This is a genomic window from Micromonospora sp. NPDC047756, assembly GCF_055587245.1.
In genome coordinates, this window is record NZ_JBVJGQ010000003.1 from 191,689 (window position 1) to 210,264 (window position 18,576).

The window sequence follows — 18,576 nt, forward strand, 5'->3', positions numbered from 1 at the left end:
CCCACCCCCGCCGCGAACGGCGGGCGAAGGTCGCGGACGGCGAGCGAAGATCGCGCTCCTGCCCGACCGCGCTCGGCGAGCGAAGGTCGCGGACGGCGGGCGAAGATCGCGCACGTACCAGATCGCCCGCCCGCAGAGGAAGATCGCGCTCGCGCCATCGCCCGCTGAGGGCGAAGATCGCGCTCGAACATGGAAGTAGTGGCCTCCGACCTCGCGGAGGCCACTACTTCCTGGATCGAGCACGATCATGCGGTGAGCGAGCGTGCGGGGCACGCCGCACACGCGGGACACGTCGAGGCACGCCGCACACGCGCGGGGCAGGCCGCACACGCGCGGGGCACGCCGCACACGCGCGGGGCACGCCGCACACGCGCGGGGCACGCCGCACACGCGCGGGGCACGCCGCACACGCGGGGCAACGAGCGCGCCCCCGCGAGGCGTGCGGGTTACTCCGCAGCGGCGGAGGGGCCGATGTTGGTCCGTGAGCTGACCACGTCCAGCACGTGGGTCACCGCTTCGGCGACCGGCACCCCGTTGCGCTGGGAGCCGTCGCGGTAGCGGAAGGAGACCGTGCCGGCGGCCACGTCGTCGTCACCGGCGATCACCATGAACGGGATCTTCTGCTGCTGTGCCGTCCGGATCTTCTTCTGCATCCGGTCGTCACCGGCGTCCACCTGGGCCCGGATGCCCTCGGCACGCAGCGCCGCGACGAAGCCGTGCAGGTAGTCGGTGTGATCCTCGCGGATCGGGATGCCCACCACCTGCACCGGCGCGAGCCAGGCCGGGAAGGCGCCCGCGTAGTGCTCGGTGAGCACTCCGAAGAACCGCTCGATCGACCCGAACAGCGCACGGTGGATCATCACGGGACGCTGGCGGCTGCCGTCGGCGGCCTGGTACTCCAACGCGAACCGTTCCGGCTGGTTGAAGTCGACCTGGATGGTGGACATCTGCCAGGTCCGGCCGATGGCGTCGCGGGCCTGCACGGAGATCTTCGGCCCGTAGAACGCCGCGCCACCCGGGTCGGGCACCAGGTCCAGGCCGGAGGTCGCGGCGGCGGTGCGCAGCGCCTCGGTGGCCTCCTCCCAGTCCTCGTCCGCGCCGATGAACTTGGGTGAGTCGTCCCGGGTCGACAGCTCCAGGTAGAAGTCGTCCAGGCCGTAGTCGCGCAGCAGGTCGAGCACGAAGCTGAGCAGCGTGGACAGCTCGCCGGCCATCTGCTCACGGGTGCAGTAGATGTGCGAGTCGTCCTGGGTCAGGCCGCGGACCCGGGTGAGACCGTGCACGACACCGGACTTCTCGTACCGGTAGACGGTGCCGAACTCGAACATCCGCAGCGGCAGCTCCCGGTACGACCGCCCGCGCGACCTGAAGATCAGGTTGTGCATCGGGCAGTTCATCGCCTTGAGGTAGTAGTCCGCGCCCTCCAGCTGCATGGGCGGGAACATGGTGTCCGCGTAGTACGGCAGGTGACCGGAGGTCTGGAACAGCTGCGCCTTGGTGATGTGCGGGGTGTTGACGAACTCGTACCCCGCCTCCTCGTGCCGCCGCCGCGAGTAGTGCTCCATCTCGCGACGGATGATGCCGCCCTTGGGGTGGAAGACCGCCAGGCCGGAGCCGATCTCGTCGGGGAAGCTGAACAGGTCGAGGTCCGCGCCGAGCTTGCGGTGGTCGCGCCGGGCGGCCTCCTCCAACAGCTTCAGGTACGCCTTGAGCTCGTCGCGGGTCGGCCACGCGGTGCCGTACACCCGCTGTAGTTGGGGGTTCTTCTCCGACCCCCGCCAGTAGGCGGCGGCGGAGCGCATCAGCTTGAACGCGCCGATCAGTCGGGTGGTCGGCAGGTGCGGGCCCCGGCACAGGTCCGACCAGCAGACCTTGTCCTCCTTGGCGTCGAGGTTGTCGTAGATGGTCAGCTCGCCGCCGCCCACCTCCATCACCTCGGCGGTGTCCAGGCCCTCGCCCTTGACCTCGATCAACTCCAGCTTGAACGGCTCGTCGGCCAGCTCGGAGCGCGCCTCGTCCAGGCTGCCGAAGCGGCGGCGACGGAACCGCTGCCCGGACTTGATGATCTCCTGCATACGCTTCTCGAGCTTGCTGAGGTCATCGGGCTGGAACGGCTTCTCGACGTCGAAGTCGTAGTAGAAGCCGTTCTCGATGGGCGGGCCGATGCCCAGCTTCGCCTCGGGGAAGATGTCCTGTACGGCCTGGGCGAGGACGTGCGCGGTGGAGTGGCGCAGCACGTTGAGCCCGTCGGGCGAATCCAGGGTGACCGGCTCGACGACGGTCTCCTCGGCCGGCGTCCAGTCCAGGTCGCGCAGTTGGCCCTGCGGGTCGCGAACCACGACGATGGCCTTGGGACCGTTCGCGGGCAGTCCGGCTGCGGCCACCGCGTCGGCCGCCGTGGTCCCGGCGGCGACGACGACGGGGTCGGCCACGGCGGGGGTACGGGGTGCGGACACGGTGACTCCTCCAAGCGGTACGAAACGGTGCCGATCCTCGGCTCCTGCCGATGCTATCGGTCCCCCCGCCCCCGCCCGGGAACGGCACCTCCTTACCGCCGACGTTGAACCTTTCGCGCCTCGCAGCCGAACTAGAAGGTGTGGCCGGAAACCGGTACCGGCCACGCCGACACGGATGGGGGCACGACATGGCGAGCACGTACGGCGGTGGCCGTCGGCGGAGGATCGCGGCGGCGACCGCGGTGACCGCCGCCGGGCTGCTGCTCTGGCCTGGCACGGCGTACGCGGCAGACGTGACGACCACCCCGACCGAGGCCCGGCAGGGCGAGGCGGTGCGGCTGGAGTTCAGCGTCCCGGAGGAGCGGGCCGGCACGAAGACCAAGCAGATCGAGGTACGGCTGCCGGCCGACGCGCCGATCGCCGAGGTCTACCCCATGTCGGTGGACGGCTGGGCGCCCCGGCTCAGCTCCCGCACCCTGGACAAGCCGCTGCCCGGCATCCACTCCTCCGGGGTGAGCACTGTGACGACCGCGGTGACCTGGGTCCGGGTCGGTGCCAGCGACCCGGGGCCGGCTCGGTTGGCGCTCTCCATGGGGCCGATGCCGCAGGCCGAGCGGCTCACCTTCGAGGTCGTCCAGACGTACGCCGACGGCACTGTGGTCCGGTGGGCGGACGCCACCGGTCCGCACCGGGCCCCGGCGCTGACCCTGCTGCCGGCGGCCCCCGGAGCGGCGGGTCCGGCCGCGCACGGCGGCGGCCACGGCGGCCCGGCGGCCGGTGTGCCCGATGCTGCCGGTGTGCCTGGGGCTCCGGACAACGGTGCGGACGCGGCACCGCCGGCCCCATCGGACGATGCCGACGGGGGCAGTGCCGACGGGTTGCTGGCCGCCGGCCTGCTCGCCGGCCTGGGCGGCGGCGCGGCGATCGGCTGGCTGCTCAGCCGGTGGCGCCGACGCGACCCGGCCGAGGCCACCGCGCTCGCCGAGGTGACCGGCGACCCGGACGAGGCCGCGACGCCCGCGACCCTGGCCGAGATAACCGGCCGCGCGGACAGGACCGCGAAGCCCTCCACGGCGGGTGGCCGCGCGAGCGACGCCACGACCCCCACGGAGACGGCCGGCTACGCGGACGGGACCGCGAAGACCGCCGACCGGACGCCGACCGGCCCGACGCCCGCAGCACCGACGCCCGCCGACCCGCAGCCGGCCGACCCGACGCCGGCCGACCCGACGCCGGCTGTCTCGGCGGCATCGCGCTGATCCTTGATCCACTCGGGTTCCCGGAAACCGTGGCATCCCCGCCGCCCGGACAGCCCGATTCAACGGTGATCCACTCGACCTTCAGGAAATCGCGGCATCCCCGCCGCGCGGACAGCCCGACTTGCAGGAAGCCGAGTTGATCGCGGGCAGCCCAGGCTCAGGGGCAGACCGCGCAGGGGCAGACCGCGCAGGGGCAGACCGCGCAGGGGCAGACCGCGCAGGGGCAGACCGCGCAGGGGCAGGACCCGGTCGTCCAGGGCAGGCCACAGGTGCTCAGGGCAGCCAGGTAGGTAGCGGTTCGCGGGCGGCCAGCCACTGCGCGGGCACCCCGCCCGGGGTGCCGACGCCGGTGTGCGCCGCCACCACCGCTCCGGCGATGGCCGCCGTGGTGTCCACGTCACCACCGGCCCGTACGCACGTCTCGATCGCCGCCGGATAGTCGTCGAGGTGGGTGGCGGCCACCCAGAGGGTGAACCCGACGGTGTCCTGGGCGGTGACCCGGGAGCCGTTGCCGAGCGCCGCCACCACCCGGGGCAACGGACGGCCGAGCAGCCCGACCGCCCGGTGTACGCCCCGATGCACCTCGGTGCCCGGGTCGAGCGCGGCGGCGATGCCGGCCAGCAGCCGCTCCGGGGCCGGCCGGTGTCCGTCGAGGCGGGCCCGGGCGGCCAGCGCGGCGGCGACGGCGACGGCGACCGCCCCGGCGATCCCCTCCGGGTGCGAGTGCGTCACCTCGGCGGACGCGCGCGCCTGTGCCGCGGCGCGCGCCGTCGAGTCGGCGAAGTACGCGCCCAGCGGGCCGACCCGCATCGCCGCGCCGTTGCCGCAGGAGCCCTGCCCGTCGAAGGCGGAGGCGGCGGCCAACGGCCACGGGGTGCCGGAGCGGATCAGCCCCAGGATGAGCATCGCGCCCGCGCCGTAGCCCCGCCGCTCGGTGCATCGCTGCGCGAAGGAGAGGGCCAGCCGGTCCCGGTCGATGCCGGCGGAGTCGGCCAACTGGGCGTAGACCGAGCAGGCCATCTCGGTGTCGTCGGTCCATTCCCAGGGCGCTGGCGGCAGCGCGTCGGCGGTGAGATCCACCGGCGCCGGCACCGGCGGGAAGTACCGCGCGCCGAGCGCGTCGCCGGTGGAGAGACCGGCGAGGCTGTCCCGGGCTAGCGCCAGGCGGGCATCGGCGAACAGGGTGAACGACATCGTCGTACCAGCTTGCCCGGTCGCCAGGCACGCCGCAACGCGATCAACTTGCCAGGCCAAGTACGGTCTTGTCGTGGCCTCCGTGCTCCTGGTCGAAGACGATCACGTCGTACGCGGCGCGATGCTGCGGTCCCTCACCGACCGGGGGCATGCCGTGCACGCCGTGGGTACGGCGTTGGACGCTCTGCGTCGAGTGGCCGCAGAGACACCCGACCTGGTGGTGCTCGACCTCGGCCTACCCGACCTGGACGGCTCGGACGCGCTGCGGATGTTGCGCGGCATCACCGATGTTCCGATCATCATCGCCACCGCCCGCGACGACGAGCAGTCGGTGGTCAAGCTGCTGCGTGCCGGTGCCGACGACTACATGGTCAAGCCGTTCACCGGCGCGCACCTGGATGCCCGGATCACCACCGTGCTGCGCCGGGCCGGGCGGGCCAGTCGGTCCGTGCAGCCCGCGGTGCACAGCGTCGGCGGGCTGCGGGTGGACGTGGGCGAGCGCAGCGCCCAGCTCGACGGGGAGCCACTGGCGCTGACCCGTAAGGAATTCGACCTGTTGGCGTATCTCGCCGCACGACCTGGGCGGGTAGTGTCCCGCCGGGAACTCTTGGAGGAGGTATGGCGGCAGCCATCGGTCGGCGAGGATCAGACCATCGACGTTCACCTGTACTGGCTCCGCAGAAAGATGGGCGAGTCCGCGGCGAAGCCGCGCTACCTGCGCACCGTGCGGGGGGTCGGGTTCCGGCTGGTGGCACCGGACTGAGGACGGCGCTGGCCCTGCTCACGGCCGGCATGTGCAGTCTCGTCGCGCTCGCGTTCCTGATCCCGCTCGGGCTCAGCCTGCGCGAGCAGAGCCGCGACGAGGCGATCGCCGAAGCGGCCCGGCGCAGCGCGCTGGTGACCGGCGCGCTGGCGGTCAGCACCGACCCGGCGGTCGTCGAGCGTGCCGTGGTGGCCAGCGCCGAGGGCGCACCCACCCGGCCCGTGGTGCACGGGTTGGGGTTGGACGAATCCGCCGGTCGGGCCAGCGGCAGCGACCTGGACCGGGCCCGCGCCGAGCGCCAGTCGGTCGTCGTCGACGTCGACGGGGGTGTGGCCCGGCTCGACCCGGTCGTGCTCGGTGACCGGACGGCCGTGGTCGAGGTGTTCCTTCCGGAGTCGACGCTGGGCGAGGGCGCCGGCGGCACCTGGTTGCTGCTGTTCGCTGTCGGCGCGGCGATGGCCGGCGCGGCGGTGCTGGTGGTCGACCGGGTCGCTGCCCGCGCGGTGGACGCCACCCGCGGTCTGGTCAAAGCCGCGCTCTCCATCGGCGACGGCGACCTCGGCGTACGCGTCGAGCCGACCGGTCCGCGCGAGCTGGCCGAGGCCGGGTACGCCTTCAACCGGATGGCGGACCGCCTGGACGCCGCCCGCACCGACGAGCGGGAGTTGGTGGCCGACCTGTCGCATCGCCTGCGTACCCCGTTGACGGTGCTGCGGTTGGACGCGGAGGCGTTGGAGTCCGACGACACCAGCGTGGGTTCGTTCAGCCCGGCGGAGTTGGACCGGCTGCGCGGGATCCGGCGGATACGGCAGGCGATCGTCACCCTGGAGGGTGAGATCGACGTGCTGATCAAGACCACCCGCAAGACGGTGGCGCTCGAGGCCGGTCCGGCGATGTGCGACGTCAGCGAGGTGGTCCGGGACCGGATGGTGTTCTGGGCGGCGTTGGCGGGCGACCAGAACCGGCCGCACCGGGTCACCGGCGCCCAGCTGCGCATCCCGGCGCCGGTGCCGCGGGCCGAACTGGCCGCCGCGCTGGACGCGGTCATCGGCAACGTCTTCCGATATACCCCGCAGGGCACCGCGTTCGAGGTGGCGGTGTCCCGGCGCGACGGTTACGTGGCGATCCGGATCGACGACGCCGGCCCCGGCATCGCCAACCCGGACCGCGCGCTGCGCCGGGGCGCCAGTGACCAGGGCTCGACCGGGCTCGGGCTGGACATCGCCAAGCGGGTCGCGTTGCAGGCCAACGGCTCGGTGAGCATCGACCGTGCCCGGCTGGGCGGAGCCAGTGTGGTGATGCTGCTGGCCGACCCGGAGGCGACGCCCCGGCAGGTCAGCCGCTTCGGTCTGGTCGGTCGGATGGCCCGCGACGCCCGGGACACGAAGGCCACCGGCCGCCGCTGGCCCCGCCAGCGCCCCACCGACGACTGACCCGGCCCGGACCGGGGCTGTGCGCCGGCGCAAGTCTTCCTTAGATCCCGGTTAACGACGCCGTCGGGTCGGCCGTGGGCTGACAGGATTCAGGGCACGAACCCACCAGTTCCACCGGCCGAGCGCACCACGCACCGACGGCCGGTGGAGCCGCGCGCGCGGCGGGAGTCACAGGTCCCCCCACACCAACGCTCCCGCCGCGCGCCCCGCTCGACCAACCAGCCCCGCTCGACCAACCGCCCGGCCGGCACCCGTGCGGCCGACCGGCTCAGCCGGCGCTGGCGAGGTACGCGTCGATCTCGGTGAGGATCCGTTGCTGGCCGGCGGCGTCCAGGAAGGACGCGGTCACCGCGTTGCGGGCCAGCCCGGCCAGTCCCTCGGCACCGACTCCGAGCAGGCGGGCGGCCACCGCGTACTCGTCGTTGAGGGTGGTGCCGAACATCGGCGGGTCGTCGGAGTTGATGGTGACCAGCAGCCCGGCGTCGACGAGCTGACGCAGCGGGTGCTCGTCGAGGGTGGCGACCGCCCGGGTCCGCACGTTGGACGTCGGGCAGACCTCCATCGCGATCTGCCGCTCGGCCAGGTACGCGAGCAACCGCGGGTCCTGCGCGGCGGAGATGCCGTGCCCGATCCGCTCGGCACCCAACTCGTTCAGCGCGTCCCAGACGGTCTGCGGCCCGGTGGTCTCCCCGGCGTGCGGCACCGAGCGCAGCCCGGCGGCACGGGCCTGGTCGAAGTAGGGCCGGAACTGCGGTCGGGGTACGCCGATCTCCGGGCCGCCCAGTCCGAAACTGACCAGCCCGTCCGGGCGCTCGTCCAGTGCGATCCGCAGCGTCTCCTCGGCTGCCGGCAGGCCGGCCTCGCCGGGGATGTCGAAGCACCAGCGCAGCTCGATGCCGAAGTCGGTCAGGGCGCGCTTGCGGGCGTCCTCGATGGCCTCGCAGAACGCCGGAGCGGGGATGCCCCGTCGGACGTGCGAGTACGGCGTGATGGTCAGCTCCGCGTACCGGACCTGTTGGCGGGCCAGCTCGCGGGCCACCTCGTGGGTGAGGATCCAGACGTCCTCCGGGTCGCGGATGAGATCCACGACGCTCAGGTAGACCTCGACGAAGTGCGCGAAGTCGCGGAACTCGAAGTAGCTGGCGAGCGCGTCCGGGTCGGCCGGCACGGGGGTGCGCCCCTCGTGGCGCGTCGCCAACTCGGCGACGGTCCGGGGCAGGGCGGAGCCGACGTGGTGCACGTGCAGCTCCACCTTGGGCAGGCCGGCGATGAAGGTGGACAGGTCGGTCACGGATTCTCCTGGGCATGGGCGGCGGTGCGGGCGACGACGAAGACGCGGCGGAACGGGAAGTACACCTGACCCTGCCGCACCGGGTACGCCGCGGTGAGCCGTACTCCCAGCTCGGCCCGGAAGGCGGACCAGCCGGCGGCGTCCAGTGCGGCCCGGACCGGGCGCAGCGCGGTGCCCTCCATCCAGGTCAGCACCGGGTGCTCGGCGGCGGGTCGAGCCGGCAGCAGGTGCACGTAGGTAGTCTCCCAGGCGTCCACGGCGCAGCCGACGGCGGTCAGCAGCGCCGCGTAGTCGGCCGGGTCGTCGACCGGGTCCGCGCGCAGCAGCGGGGCGACCTCGGCCCGCCAGGTCGGCCGGTCGGCGACCTCCCGCAGGGCGCGGTGCGAGTCGGCGGCGAAGTTTCCGGGGACCTGCATGGCGAGCCAGGCGCCGGCGGGCAGATCGGTGGCCCATCGGCGCAGCAGCTCCTGGTGACCGGGAACCCACTGCAGGGCGGCGTTGCTGACCACCACGTCGTCGTCGCCGGTCGGACGCCAGTCGCGCAGGTCGGCGACCGCGAAGTCGACCGGCGCGCCGAGGGACTCGGCCCGCTCGATCATCTCGGCTGAGGAGTCGAGGCCGCGTACCCGGCTGGCCGGCCACCGTTCGGCGAGGACGGCGGTGAGCTGGCCGGGGCCGCAGCCGAGGTCGACCACCGCCCGGGGGCGCTCGGCCGGGATCCGGGCGAGGAGGTCGTGAAACGGCCGCGATCGCTCGTCGCCGAAGCGCAGGTAGGTCGCCGGGTCCCACATGACCGCCCCCTTAACCGTACGTCCGTACTGCTGACGGTACGGCTCGCCTGGCAGGGTGGCAACCCGATCACTAGGCTCGGGGCATGGAACAGCGCAGCTTCAACCGGCTCGGCCGGACCGTTGGCGCGGTCGGCCTGGGCGCGTGGCAACTCGGCGCCGACTGGGGCACCGTCAGCGAGGACGACGCGATGGCGGTGCTCGCCGCCGCCGTGGACGCCGGGGTCACCTTCCTCGACACCGCCGACGTGTACGGCGACGGCCGCAGCGAACAACTCATCGGCCGCTTCCTGCGCACCCGACCCGATGCCGGGCTGACCGTCGCCACCAAGATGGGCCGCCGCGTCGAGCAGCGGCCGGAGGCGTACACCCTGGCCAACTTCCGGCAGTGGACCGACCGCTCCCGGGCCAACCTGGGCATGGACACCCTGGACCTGGTCCAGTTGCACTGCCCGCCCACCGAGGTCTTCTCCTCCGACGAGGTCTTCGACGGTCTGGACACCCTCGTCGCCGAGAAGGCCATCGCCGGGTACGGAGTCAGCGTCGAGACCTGCGACCAGGCCCTCACCGCGATCGCCCGACCGGGGGTGGCGAGCGTCCAGATCATCCTCAACGCGGTCCGCCACAAGCCCCTGGAGCAGGTGCTGCCGGCCGCGGCGGCAGCCGGCGTCGGCATCATCGCCCGCGTGCCGCTCGCCAGTGGCCTGCTCTCCGGCCGCTACGACGAGCACACCGAGTTCCCCGCCGACGACCACCGCAACTACAACCGGCACGGCGCCGCCTTCGACGTCGGCGAGACGTTCTCCGGAGTCGACTTCGATCGAGGGCTGGCCGCCGTACGCCGGCTGGCCCCGCTCGTCGACGCGGACCGCACGATGGCGCAGTTCGCCCTGCGCTGGGTGTTGGACCAGGCGGGCGTCACAGTGGTCATTCCCGGTGCCCGCGACGCCGACCAGGCCCGACGCAACGCCGCCGCGGCGGACCTGTCCCCGCTCACCGACGAGCAGTTGGCAGCCGTCCGCGACACCTACGACGAGCTGATCCGCCCGCAGGTGCACGACCGGTGGTGACCCGCGTGCCCGGGGTGCTCGCGTCACGCCGTCCGGCCGGCGATGCTGGACGGCGGCGCGCCGCCCCGGGCGGCGGAGAGGGGACGCGATGAGAGGTTGGCTTCCGCTCACCCTCGGCCTGCTGGCCGTGGTGATCGGTGCGGTGTGGACGGTCCAGGGCCTCGGCTACGTCAGCGGCAGCGTGATGACCGACGAGAAGATCTGGGCGGTGATCGGCCCGATCGTGACGGTGGCCGGGCTGGTGGTGCTCTGGCTCGGTCTGCGCTCGCGTCGACGCTGACCGCCCGCCGCGGCGGCGAGCCCGATCAGGCGAAAGCCCCGCATCCCAACCGGGATGCGGGGCTTCACCGTGACCCGTGAGCCGGGTCGTCCCACTGGCCGGCGGGGGCCGGCCGTCCTACTCAGATGGGACGAACCTGCTCAGCCTGCGGGCCCTTCTGACCCTGAGCAATCTCGAACTCCACCCGCTGGTTCTCCTCCAGCGAGCGGTAGCCGCTGGTCTGGATGGCCGAGAAGTGGACGAACACGTCAGCACCCCCACCATCGACGGTGATGAAGCCGAAGCCCTTGTCAGCGTTGAACCACTTCACGGTTCCCTGAGCCATGTGTATCTCCCTCGAAAAACTGGCGGCCGTGCACGCCGTCCGGCCGATTGGCCGTTTTTGAGCAGCGGTGCCTGAGGCGGCCCCACGAAGGAGACTTCTCTCAACCCACGCCATCTCGCAACAGCGGGGACCAGCAAATCACGGAGGTAAAAAGTCTGTCACGACCTCTCCGACGAATTTCTCCGACATGTGACCTGACGGATGCCTCAGGCGCGCTGGGCGGCGTGCGATGCCATGCGAAAGCCCCCTTCCCATCGATGCGGGAAGGGGGCTGAAGTCGCTGCTGGTCAGTCCGGCCAACTGCCGGTCATCCGGCGTACGCCGACCGCGCCGCCCCGGTCGACGGCGGCCCGGACGACCGCGAAGATGGCGCCCTGCAACGCCGCGGCGGCCAGGATCTCGCCCCAGCCGCGATCCTCGTCGGTCGCGTTGGGCGCCTCACCGTCGCCCGCGGTGACCTTCCAGACCTGCCGGAAGATCGCCCCGGCCACCGTGCCCGCGGCGATACCCAACAACACGCCGACCGGCCGGTACGCGACCCTGCCGATTTTCTTGCTCACCTACGCCTCCCCCGCACGATCATCAGCACCACCACGGTGGCCACCGCGCCGGCCGCGATGGCCGCCCACGGCACCGGGTTACGGCGCACCAACTCGCTCTTGTCGTACGCCTGTGCGCGTACCAACTCGCCCTTTTCGTATGCCTGCGCCCGCGCCATTCCGGCGCCACGCGCGGCCTGCCCGCGGACCCGGGCGACGGTCTGCGCCGCCTGTTCCCGCATCCGCTCCTTCGCCTGCTCGGCGGACTCCTTGAGACGTGCCTTCACGTCGGCCTTGGCGGCCAACGCCTCCATCGTCTCGCCCAACTCGACCCGGGTGCGACGGATCTCCTCGCGGAGCGCTTCCGTGTCACCGGTCCCGTTACCGGTCATTGCCGCCCCCTGTCCTTCACCGCGGCGGTGACGGTGTCCATGTCTGCCCGGAGGCTACGGACCGTGGCCGCCGGCACCGGTGGGACAGCACGGCTGACCTGCTTCTTGCCCACCAGGGCGAGGATGCCGGCCACCAGGAAACAGGCCACCGCCACGATCAGCGCCGCCGCCCAGGCGGGCAACACCAGGTCGAGCAACAGGATCGCCGTGGCGACCAGCGCACCCAGACCGAAGAACGCGAGCGCGCCACCGCCGCCGAACAGGCCGATCCCAATGCCCGCGTGCTTACCCTTCTGGGTCAACTCCGCTCGGGCCAGCGTCAGTTCGTCCCGTACGAGGCGGGAGATCTGCTCGGTGGCCCGCTGCACCAACTCGGCGGTGGAGGGCTCGCTCCCATTCTGGGATGTGCGGGCTTTCGCCACGTCAGCCATGCTGTCCTCCTTTCCTCATCACCGCGCTGTATGCCCGAAGTCGCCGCTCGTCAATCCTAAAGCGCGGCAGGCGGCTCACCGTCCCGGTTGTCCGGACGCCGCGCCGCTGATACGCGGCCAGCCGCCACGATCGCGCCAGAGACGTCAGGCAGCACATCCCCCACCCAAGCCCAACCAAACCTCCGAAACCAACCCCCACCCCCGCACGCCCCTCTCCCGGCCCTCATCCCCTCCGCCCGCCCCTCCCGCCCGCCCGCCCGCCCGCCCGCCGGTGATCATGAGGTTGACCGGGACGAAATAGGCATACGGACCCGCCAAGTTCATGATCGTCGAGGTTCATAGCGCAAGATCCTGCTCAATCCTGGTTGTAGTGGCCTCGATCCCCGTCGAGGCCACTACAACCAGGAAGTTGCACGATCTTGCGGGCGGGGCAGGGCCGGGCCGGAGGGGACGGGCGGGCGAGGCCGGACGCAGGACGCGGGACGGGCGGGCGAGGTCGGGCGCGGGACGCGGGCCGGGCGCGGGCGGGTCCGGCAGGCCCGGCCCGGCAGGGCAGCCCCGCCCGGGCGGGGCGGGTCGCCAGATGGACGCGGGCCGGGGATGTCAGGGGCGGGTTTCTTCGGGGCCTACGAAGGCTTCGCTTCGGGCGTCGCCGTCGTCGCTGCCGCCGAAGACACGGGCGTCGTCGGGCGCCTCGGTGTCGGACAGGCGGCGGGCCGGCCGCCTCGGCTGCACCCACTGCCAGGAGAGGTTGCTGGTGGAGTCGCCCAGCTCGGTGCGGAGCCGGGGCATCGCCGTCGGGCGGTTGTCCCGGATCCAGGCGACCAGGTGTTCCCGGACGAGACAACGCAGGTCCCACAGGCTGCCCGCGTCGGCGGCGCTGACCAGCGCGCGCAACCGGACCGTCCCGCCGGTGGCGTCGGTGACCTGCAGGACGCAGACCCGCCCGTCCCACAGTTCGGTGCCCTCGACGAGGCGGCGTAGCTCCTCGCGCATGGTCTGCACGGGGACCGCCCAGTCGACGTCGAACTCGGCGGTGCCGAGCACCGCCGCCTCCGTGCGGGTCCAGTTCTGGAACGGTTTGCTGGTGAAGTACGAGGTGGGCAGGATCAACCGACGGTCGTCCCAGATCTGCACCACGACATAGCTGAGGGTCAGCTCCTCGATGCGGCCCCACTCCCCCTCGACGACGACGACGTCGTCGAGCCGGACGGCGTCGCTGAAGGCGAGCTGGAGGCCGGCGAAGACGTTGCCGAGCAGGCTCTGTGCGGCGAGCGCGGCCACCACACCGACCACACCGGCGGAGGTCAGCACGCCGGCGCCGATGCCGCGCACGCTGGGGAACGTCATCAGCATCACGCCGACGGCCAGGATGACGATCACCGCGATGGTCAGTCGGCGCAGCATCACCACCTGGGTCCGCACCCGTCGGGCGTGCCGGTTGTCCGGCACGTCGACCCGGAACCGGGCCAGCGCGGTGTCCTCCACGACGACCAGCAGGCAGGCGACCAGCCAGGCCAGGGTGGCGATGACGCCGAGGATGAGCAGGTGCAGCAGGACCCGCCGCCAGCTCTCGCCGACCGCGTAGCCGGTGCTGAAGCGGACGGCGAACTGCACGGCCAGGACCGTCGCGGCGACCTGGAACGGGCGGTGCGCGTGGTCGGTCAACTCGGTCAACAGCAGTGACCGGCGGCCGAACCGCCGGGTCAACCGGTGGACGACCTCGACCAGGAACAGGGCGACCGCCGCCGCGGCGAGCGCGGCGACGGCCGTTTCGAGATAGTTCTGCACGGCTTCGGTGCTTCCCTTCGATCAAACGACGGGCACTCCGGGCAAAAGCCCAAGAGTGCCCGTCATCTTCAGAATCGACCAGCTCAGACCTTGCGGTACCGGGACTGGAGGAAGCAGTAGACGCCGAAGGCGGCGATGCCGAGGGCGACCAGGGTCAGCAGGAACATGCCGTACGACTGCTCACGCAGGGTGTGCAGCGCGGCGTCCAGACCACGGGCCTTCTCGGGGTCGTAGTTCACCGCCGCCACGATCACCAGCAGACCGGCGATGCCGTAGGCGACGCCCTTGGCGATGTATCCGGCCATGCCCAGCCGGCGGGCGAGCTGGCGGGTCTTCGGGCTCATCTCGCCGGTCTTGAGGTGCTTCTCGAACTTCTTCCGGGCGCCGTAGATCACCAGGCCGATGCCGATCGCGGCGACGACCAGCCCGGCCAGGCCGACCAGCCAGCGGCCACCGCTGGAGGTCATCAGCTTGCCGGTCAACGCCTCCTGCTGGTCGGCGCTGTTCGACGAGGCGTCGCTGAAGACCTTGAAGGCGGTCCAGGCGAAGTAGAGGTAGACGATGGTCCGGGCCGCCGAGGCGACCCGTTCCATGACCCGCTCCTTGCCGCGCTCGGCGCGGTGCCCGACCGCCGCCTCCAGCGCCTGCCAGATCGCCATCGCGAGCAGGCCGACCGCGACGGCGATGACCAGGAACTTGCCGAGGGGCTGTGCGGAGAGAGTACGCAGCGCGCCGGACTGGTCGCCGTCGTCGGACGACGTACCGAACGCGATCTGCAACGCCAACCAGGCGAAGAGGAGGTGGACGATGCCGTAGCCGATGAAGCCGGCCCGGGCGAGGAGTTCCAGCCACCGGCTGTCCGCCGTACGGGAGGCGGTGGCTTCGGCGCTACGGGTGAGTGACATGGCGTCACAATCTCCGATTCTGAAGATTCCCAAACGTCGGCCACCGCCGCCCGCGAGATCAGCTGCCCGGGTTACGCGATACGCGAACCTTGACCTGCTGGTCGGTCACGCTGTCCAGGGTGACCGCGAAGCCCCCGGCCTCGGCGGCCTGCTGGCCGGTGGTGAGGGTGAGCTGCTCACCGGCGACCTCGACGGTCACCTGGTCACCCTCGGCACCGACCAACTTGGCCTCGACGCCCAGGATGGTCGTCCTCGCGTCGACACCCCGCTCGAAGGTGACGGTGCAGGCGTCCAGCGCGCAGTCTGTGGAGGCGCCCTGGGAGCTGCACCCGGCGAGCACGGCGAGGCCGAGCGCCAGACCGGCGAAGAGACCGGCGGCGCGGCGGACGGGGGGAATGGGCAAGGTGGCGGGTCTGTTCGTCACCTCGCCAAGAGTACGAGACGCTCGCGACGCCAGGCGACAGCGAGCGCGGGGAGCGCCCCGGCTAGGGTCCGGGACATGCCGTTCGACATCGCCCGCACCCGGGCCGCGTACCCCGCCCTGACCGAGGGCTTCGTCCACCTCGACGGTGCCGGTGGCACCCAGACCGCGGCCGGTGTGATCGACGCGGTCACCGATGCCATGCGGTCGGCGGTCGGCAACCGCAGCGCCGCCAACGTCGCGGGCCGCCGGTCGTTGGCGCTGGTGGCCGAGGCCCGCTCGGCGGTGTCCGATCTGCTCGGCGCGGATCCGGCCGGGGTGGTGCTCGGCCCGAGCGCGACCGCGCTGACGTACACCCTGGCCCGCACGCTCGGCGCGACCTGGCGGCCGGGCGACGAGGTGGTGGTGTCCCGGCTCGACCACGACGCGAACGTGCGGCCGTGGGTGCAGGCCGCCGAGGCGGCCGGCGCGACCGTGCGCTGGGCGGAGGTCGACCGGCACACCGGTGAGCTGCCCGCGGCCCAGTACCCGGACCTGGTGGGTGAGCGGACCCGGTTGGTCGCGGTGACCGCCGGCAGCAACGCCATCGGCACCATGCCGGACGTGTCGGCGATCGCCAAGACCGCGCACGCGGTCGGCGCGCTGGTCTGTGTCGACGGGGTGCACTCGGTGCCGCACGGCCCGACCGACCTGGCCTCGCTCGGCGCCGACGTGCTGGTCACCAGCGCGTACAAGTGGTCCGGACCGCACCTGGCGGCGATGGTGGCGGACCCGGCCCGGTGGGCGGCGTTGCGCCCGGCGAAGCTGGTGCCGTCCTCCGACGCGGTGCCGGACCGGTTCGAGTACGGCACGCCGAGCTTCCCGCTGCTGGCCGGCGTGGCCGCGGCGGTGGATCACCTGGCGGGGCTGGACCCGGACGCGGTCGGAAACCGGCGCGACCGGCTGCGGGCCGGGCTGGCCGCCGCCCAGGCGCACGAGGAGGCGCTCCTGGACCGGCTGCTCGCCGGGCTGGCGGAGCGGCCGGCGATCACCGTGTACGGCTCGCCGGCGCGGCGCTGCCCGACCGTCTCGTTCCGGGTCGCCGGAATGTCCCCGGCGGCCACCCAGGAGGCGCTGGGTGCCGCCGGGTTCTGCCTCTCCGTCGGCGACTACTACGCCTACGAGTACTTCCAGCTGATGGGTCTGCGCGACAGCGGCGGCGCGGTGCGAGCCAGCATCTACCACTACAACACCGCCGAGGAGGTGGACCGTTTGCTCGGCGAACTCGACGCGCTGGCCGAGCCGACGGGGAGAATGGCCGGATGAGCACCCTGGTGGAGGACAATCCGGCGAAGCACCGCTTCGAGATCCTGGTCGACGACGCGCTGGCCGGCTTCACCGCGTACCTGCCGCGCGGTGAGGTGCTGGTCTTCACCCACACCGAGGTGGATCGGGGCTTTCAGGGCAAGGGGGTGGGCGGCGCGTTGGTCCGCGGCACCCTGGACCAGCTCCGGGCACGCGGCACGAAGATCGTGCCGCAGTGCCCCTTCATGGCCGCGTTCATCGACAAGCACCCCGAGTACGCCGACCTGGTCGCCGACCTCCCGTAGCGCGGGCGGTCAGCGGGCGCCGGTGAGCACCTCGGCGGCGGCCTGTCCACTGGCCCGGGTGGCGCCGTGGGTGGCCAGGTGCACCGCCCCGGTGACCAGCTCGGGCACACCCAACTCGACCACGACGGCGTCCGGCCGGACGGCCAACGCGCGGTGCACGGCGGCGCGCATCCAGTCGTGCCGGTGCTGGTCACGCACGACCAGGACCAGGGGACGGCTGCCCGCCCCGGCGCCCGGGTCCGCCGGCACGTCGCGTTCGGCGTAACGGACGGTGCTGGTGCCGGGCAGCAGCTCGGTCAGTGGTCCGCCGATGCCCCACGGGGTCTCGGCGCCGATGGCGATGTTGCGCAGCGGCTCGAACTCGACGACGTGTGCCGCGCGGGTCAGGGGCAGCGCGACCGTCGTACCCGGGGCGGCGGTGACGCGGACGGCCCGGCGGGCGGCGACCAGCCCGACGCCGGCGTCGGCGCGCGCCGCGGCCGAGCCGGAGCTGCGGGCGGCCACCGTCCAGGCGGCGAGTTGGCCCACGCGCTTGGCGGCCTCGGCGAGACGTTCCTCGGGCAGCTCACCGGAGACGACGGCGGCCACGATGGCGTCGCGCAGCTCGCGGGCGGCCTGCTCGTCGGCCCGTTCACCGCCGATGCAGATGGCGTCGGCCCCGGCGGCGAGGGCGCGGACCGTGGCCCCGGCGAAGCCGTACCGGTCGGCGACCGCGCGCATCTCCATCGCGTCGGTCACCACCACACCGGAGAAGCCCAGCTCGTCGCGGAGCACCCCTCCCAGGATGCGCTGACTCAGCGTCGCCGGCAGGTCCGGGTCGAGCGCGGGCACCAGCAGGTGACCGGTCATCACCGCCTGCACCCCCGCGGCCACGGCGGCGCGGAACGGGGCCAGTTCACAGGTGTCCAGCCGGTCCCGGTCGGCGGTGATCCGGGGCAGGTCGTGGTGTGAGTCGACCCGGGTGTCGCCGTGCCCGGGGAAGTGTTTGGCGCAGGCCGCGACGCCGCCGGCCTGGAGCCCACGGACCCAGGCGGCGGTGTGCCGGGCGACGAGCGCCGGGTCGTCGCCGAACGAACGGACGCCGATCACCGGGTTCCCCGGGTTGGAGTTGACGTCGGCGTCCGGCGCGTAGTTGAGGGTGATCCCGGCTGCGGCCAGCTCGGCGCCGAGGTCCCGGGCGACGGCCTCGGTCAGCTCCGGGTCGTCGACCGCGCCGAGGGCGAAGTTGCCGGGCCGGGAGCTGCCGTGCACCGACTCCAGCCGGGTGACGTCGCCGGCCTCCTCGTCGATCGCCACGATGACGTCGGGCCGTTCCGCGCGCAGCGTCGCGGTGAGGGCGGCCACCTGCTCGGTGTCGACGACGTTGCGGGCGAAGAGCACCACCGAGCCGAGACCCTCGCCGAGCCAGCGGCACACCCAGGGTGGTGGGGTGGTGCCGACGAAGCCGGGTTGCAGGACGGCGGCGGCGAGCGCCGGGAGGTGCCCGTTGGTAGTGGTCACGCCACGCCCTCGCACTGATCGGTGTCGATCACCGGCGACGGTGCGCCCCCGTCGATCCGCTGGTTGCGCTCGCTCATGCGGCCCCCGTACCCCATCTCTCGCGCGCCCTCGGCGCACCGCCACCGGCAGGCGGTTCTGCCATGGTCACA

19 protein-coding genes are annotated in these 18,576 nt (G+C 72.6%); 7 read left to right on the plus strand and 12 right to left on the minus strand.

Features of this window, described 5'->3' with window-relative positions; translation table 11 throughout:
- Window positions 1-446 precede the first annotated feature (446 nt).
- The gene (thrS, locus tag ACZ6NZ_RS10300) at window positions 447-2,456 is read right to left on the minus strand and encodes a threonine--tRNA ligase (protein WP_465857653.1); all 2,010 of its coding nucleotides are present in this window, start codon (window positions 2,454-2,456) and stop codon (window positions 447-449) included.
- A 188-nt stretch (window positions 2,457-2,644) separates the two neighbouring features.
- Between thrS and ACZ6NZ_RS10305 the strand changes: the two genes are divergently transcribed.
- The gene (locus ACZ6NZ_RS10305; RefSeq protein ID WP_465857655.1) at window positions 2,645-3,715 is read left to right on the plus strand and encodes a DUF1775 domain-containing protein; all 1,071 of its coding nucleotides are present in this window, start codon (window positions 2,645-2,647) and stop codon (window positions 3,713-3,715) included.
- A gap of 273 nt (window positions 3,716-3,988) precedes the next feature.
- Here ACZ6NZ_RS10305 and ACZ6NZ_RS10310 read toward each other — a convergent pair whose 3' ends face one another.
- The gene (locus ACZ6NZ_RS10310) at window positions 3,989-4,909 is read right to left on the minus strand and encodes an ADP-ribosylglycohydrolase family protein (RefSeq protein WP_465857657.1); all 921 of its coding nucleotides are present in this window, start codon (window positions 4,907-4,909) and stop codon (window positions 3,989-3,991) included.
- Between the two features lie 73 nt (window positions 4,910-4,982).
- Here ACZ6NZ_RS10310 and ACZ6NZ_RS10315 point away from each other — a divergent pair, with 73 nt between their 5' ends.
- Together ACZ6NZ_RS10315 and ACZ6NZ_RS10320 are read left to right on the plus strand one after the other, a co-directional pair.
- Window positions 4,983-5,672, plus strand: a complete 690-nt coding sequence (locus ACZ6NZ_RS10315) for a response regulator transcription factor (RefSeq protein WP_091401712.1) — start codon at window positions 4,983-4,985, stop codon at window positions 5,670-5,672.
- Between the two features lie 29 nt (window positions 5,673-5,701).
- Complete coding sequence (locus ACZ6NZ_RS10320; RefSeq protein WP_465857660.1) at window positions 5,702-7,105, plus strand: HAMP domain-containing sensor histidine kinase; 1,404 nt, start codon at window positions 5,702-5,704, stop codon at window positions 7,103-7,105.
- Between the two features lie 268 nt (window positions 7,106-7,373).
- Here ACZ6NZ_RS10320 and ACZ6NZ_RS10325 read toward each other — a convergent pair whose 3' ends face one another.
- The gene (locus ACZ6NZ_RS10325; protein WP_465857662.1) at window positions 7,374-8,396 is read right to left on the minus strand and encodes an adenosine deaminase; all 1,023 of its coding nucleotides are present in this window, start codon (window positions 8,394-8,396) and stop codon (window positions 7,374-7,376) included.
- Window positions 8,393-9,187, minus strand: a complete 795-nt coding sequence (locus tag ACZ6NZ_RS10330) for a trans-aconitate 2-methyltransferase (RefSeq protein WP_465857665.1) — start codon at window positions 9,185-9,187, stop codon at window positions 8,393-8,395. The genes ACZ6NZ_RS10325 and ACZ6NZ_RS10330 overlap by 4 nt, the downstream gene beginning before the upstream one ends.
- A gap of 83 nt (window positions 9,188-9,270) precedes the next feature.
- Between ACZ6NZ_RS10330 and ACZ6NZ_RS10335 the strand changes: the two genes are divergently transcribed.
- A complete protein-coding gene (locus tag ACZ6NZ_RS10335) occupies window positions 9,271-10,254 on the plus strand; it encodes an aldo/keto reductase (RefSeq protein WP_366612409.1) in 984 nt (327 codons plus the stop codon).
- A gap of 88 nt (window positions 10,255-10,342) precedes the next feature.
- Entirely contained in the window at window positions 10,343-10,534 is a 192-nt protein-coding gene (locus tag ACZ6NZ_RS10340) for a hypothetical protein (RefSeq protein WP_357235836.1), read from the plus strand.
- A gap of 121 nt (window positions 10,535-10,655) precedes the next feature.
- Here ACZ6NZ_RS10340 and ACZ6NZ_RS10345 read toward each other — a convergent pair whose 3' ends face one another.
- The 7 genes from ACZ6NZ_RS10345 to ACZ6NZ_RS10375 all read right to left on the minus strand — a co-directional run bounded on the left by ACZ6NZ_RS10345 (window position 10,656) and on the right by ACZ6NZ_RS10375 (window position 15,341).
- Window positions 10,656-10,859, minus strand: coding sequence for a cold-shock protein (locus ACZ6NZ_RS10345; protein ID WP_030338233.1), 204 nt, complete (start codon window positions 10,857-10,859; stop codon window positions 10,656-10,658).
- Between the two features lie 287 nt (window positions 10,860-11,146).
- A complete protein-coding gene (locus tag ACZ6NZ_RS10350) occupies window positions 11,147-11,419 on the minus strand; it encodes a DUF4235 domain-containing protein (protein ID WP_357202603.1) in 273 nt (90 codons plus the stop codon).
- Complete coding sequence (locus ACZ6NZ_RS10355) at window positions 11,416-11,790, minus strand: DUF3618 domain-containing protein (protein WP_355007247.1); 375 nt, start codon at window positions 11,788-11,790, stop codon at window positions 11,416-11,418. Before ACZ6NZ_RS10355 ends, ACZ6NZ_RS10350 begins: the two co-directional genes overlap by 4 nt.
- Window positions 11,787-12,221, minus strand: coding sequence for a phage holin family protein (locus ACZ6NZ_RS10360; RefSeq protein WP_030338239.1), 435 nt, complete (start codon window positions 12,219-12,221; stop codon window positions 11,787-11,789). The genes ACZ6NZ_RS10355 and ACZ6NZ_RS10360 overlap by 4 nt, the downstream gene beginning before the upstream one ends.
- A gap of 603 nt (window positions 12,222-12,824) precedes the next feature.
- Window positions 12,825-14,012 carry a mechanosensitive ion channel family protein gene (locus ACZ6NZ_RS10365; RefSeq protein ID WP_366612412.1) on the minus strand — a complete coding sequence of 396 codons (1,188 nt, stop codon included), beginning with the start codon at window positions 14,010-14,012 and terminating at the stop codon, window positions 12,825-12,827.
- A gap of 83 nt (window positions 14,013-14,095) precedes the next feature.
- A complete protein-coding gene (locus ACZ6NZ_RS10370) occupies window positions 14,096-14,917 on the minus strand; it encodes a DUF1206 domain-containing protein (RefSeq protein ID WP_465857670.1) in 822 nt (273 codons plus the stop codon).
- Window positions 14,918-14,975: 58 nt separating this feature from the next.
- Window positions 14,976-15,341, minus strand: a complete 366-nt coding sequence (locus tag ACZ6NZ_RS10375; protein WP_465857672.1) for a hypothetical protein — start codon at window positions 15,339-15,341, stop codon at window positions 14,976-14,978.
- Window positions 15,342-15,416: 75 nt separating this feature from the next.
- On the opposite strand from ACZ6NZ_RS10375, the gene ACZ6NZ_RS10380 reads away from it, so the two are divergent.
- Entirely contained in the window at window positions 15,417-16,643 is a 1,227-nt protein-coding gene (locus tag ACZ6NZ_RS10380; protein ID WP_465857674.1) for a cysteine desulfurase-like protein, read from the plus strand.
- On the plus strand, window positions 16,640-16,927 hold the full coding sequence (locus ACZ6NZ_RS10385; RefSeq protein ID WP_465857676.1) for a GNAT family N-acetyltransferase: 288 nt from the start codon (window positions 16,640-16,642) through the stop codon (window positions 16,925-16,927). The genes ACZ6NZ_RS10380 and ACZ6NZ_RS10385 overlap by 4 nt, the downstream gene beginning before the upstream one ends.
- A 9-nt stretch (window positions 16,928-16,936) precedes the next feature.
- Here ACZ6NZ_RS10385 and ACZ6NZ_RS10390 read toward each other — a convergent pair whose 3' ends face one another.
- Complete coding sequence (locus ACZ6NZ_RS10390; protein ID WP_465857679.1) at window positions 16,937-18,427, minus strand: glycoside hydrolase family 3 protein; 1,491 nt, start codon at window positions 18,425-18,427, stop codon at window positions 16,937-16,939.
- Between the last annotated feature and the right edge of the window lie 149 nt (window positions 18,428-18,576).

Excerpts from the sequence above, each read along its gene's own strand:
- ACZ6NZ_RS10305 (WP_465857655.1), top strand. The coding sequence starts at position 2,645 with ATGGCGAGCACGTACGGCGGTGGCCGTCGGCGGAGGATCGCGGCGGCG.
- ACZ6NZ_RS10310 (WP_465857657.1), bottom strand. The coding sequence starts at position 4,909 with ATGTCGTTCACCCTGTTCGCCGATGCCCGCCTGGCGCTAGCCCGGGAC.
- ACZ6NZ_RS10320 (WP_465857660.1), top strand. The coding sequence starts at position 5,702 with ATGTGCAGTCTCGTCGCGCTCGCGTTCCTGATCCCGCTCGGGCTCAGC.
- ACZ6NZ_RS10330 (WP_465857665.1), bottom strand. The coding sequence starts at position 9,187 with ATGTGGGACCCGGCGACCTACCTGCGCTTCGGCGACGAGCGATCGCGG.
- ACZ6NZ_RS10335 (WP_366612409.1), top strand. The coding sequence starts at position 9,271 with ATGGAACAGCGCAGCTTCAACCGGCTCGGCCGGACCGTTGGCGCGGTC.
- ACZ6NZ_RS10340 (WP_357235836.1), top strand. The coding sequence starts at position 10,343 with ATGAGAGGTTGGCTTCCGCTCACCCTCGGCCTGCTGGCCGTGGTGATC.
- ACZ6NZ_RS10345 (WP_030338233.1), bottom strand. The coding sequence starts at position 10,859 with ATGGCTCAGGGAACCGTGAAGTGGTTCAACGCTGACAAGGGCTTCGGC.
- ACZ6NZ_RS10355 (WP_355007247.1), bottom strand. The coding sequence starts at position 11,790 with ATGACCGGTAACGGGACCGGTGACACGGAAGCGCTCCGCGAGGAGATC.
- ACZ6NZ_RS10360 (WP_030338239.1), bottom strand. The coding sequence starts at position 12,221 with ATGGCTGACGTGGCGAAAGCCCGCACATCCCAGAATGGGAGCGAGCCC.
- ACZ6NZ_RS10370 (WP_465857670.1), bottom strand. The coding sequence starts at position 14,917 with ATGTCACTCACCCGTAGCGCCGAAGCCACCGCCTCCCGTACGGCGGAC.
- ACZ6NZ_RS10380 (WP_465857674.1), top strand. The coding sequence starts at position 15,417 with ATGCCGTTCGACATCGCCCGCACCCGGGCCGCGTACCCCGCCCTGACC.
- ACZ6NZ_RS10385 (WP_465857676.1), top strand. The coding sequence starts at position 16,640 with ATGAGCACCCTGGTGGAGGACAATCCGGCGAAGCACCGCTTCGAGATC.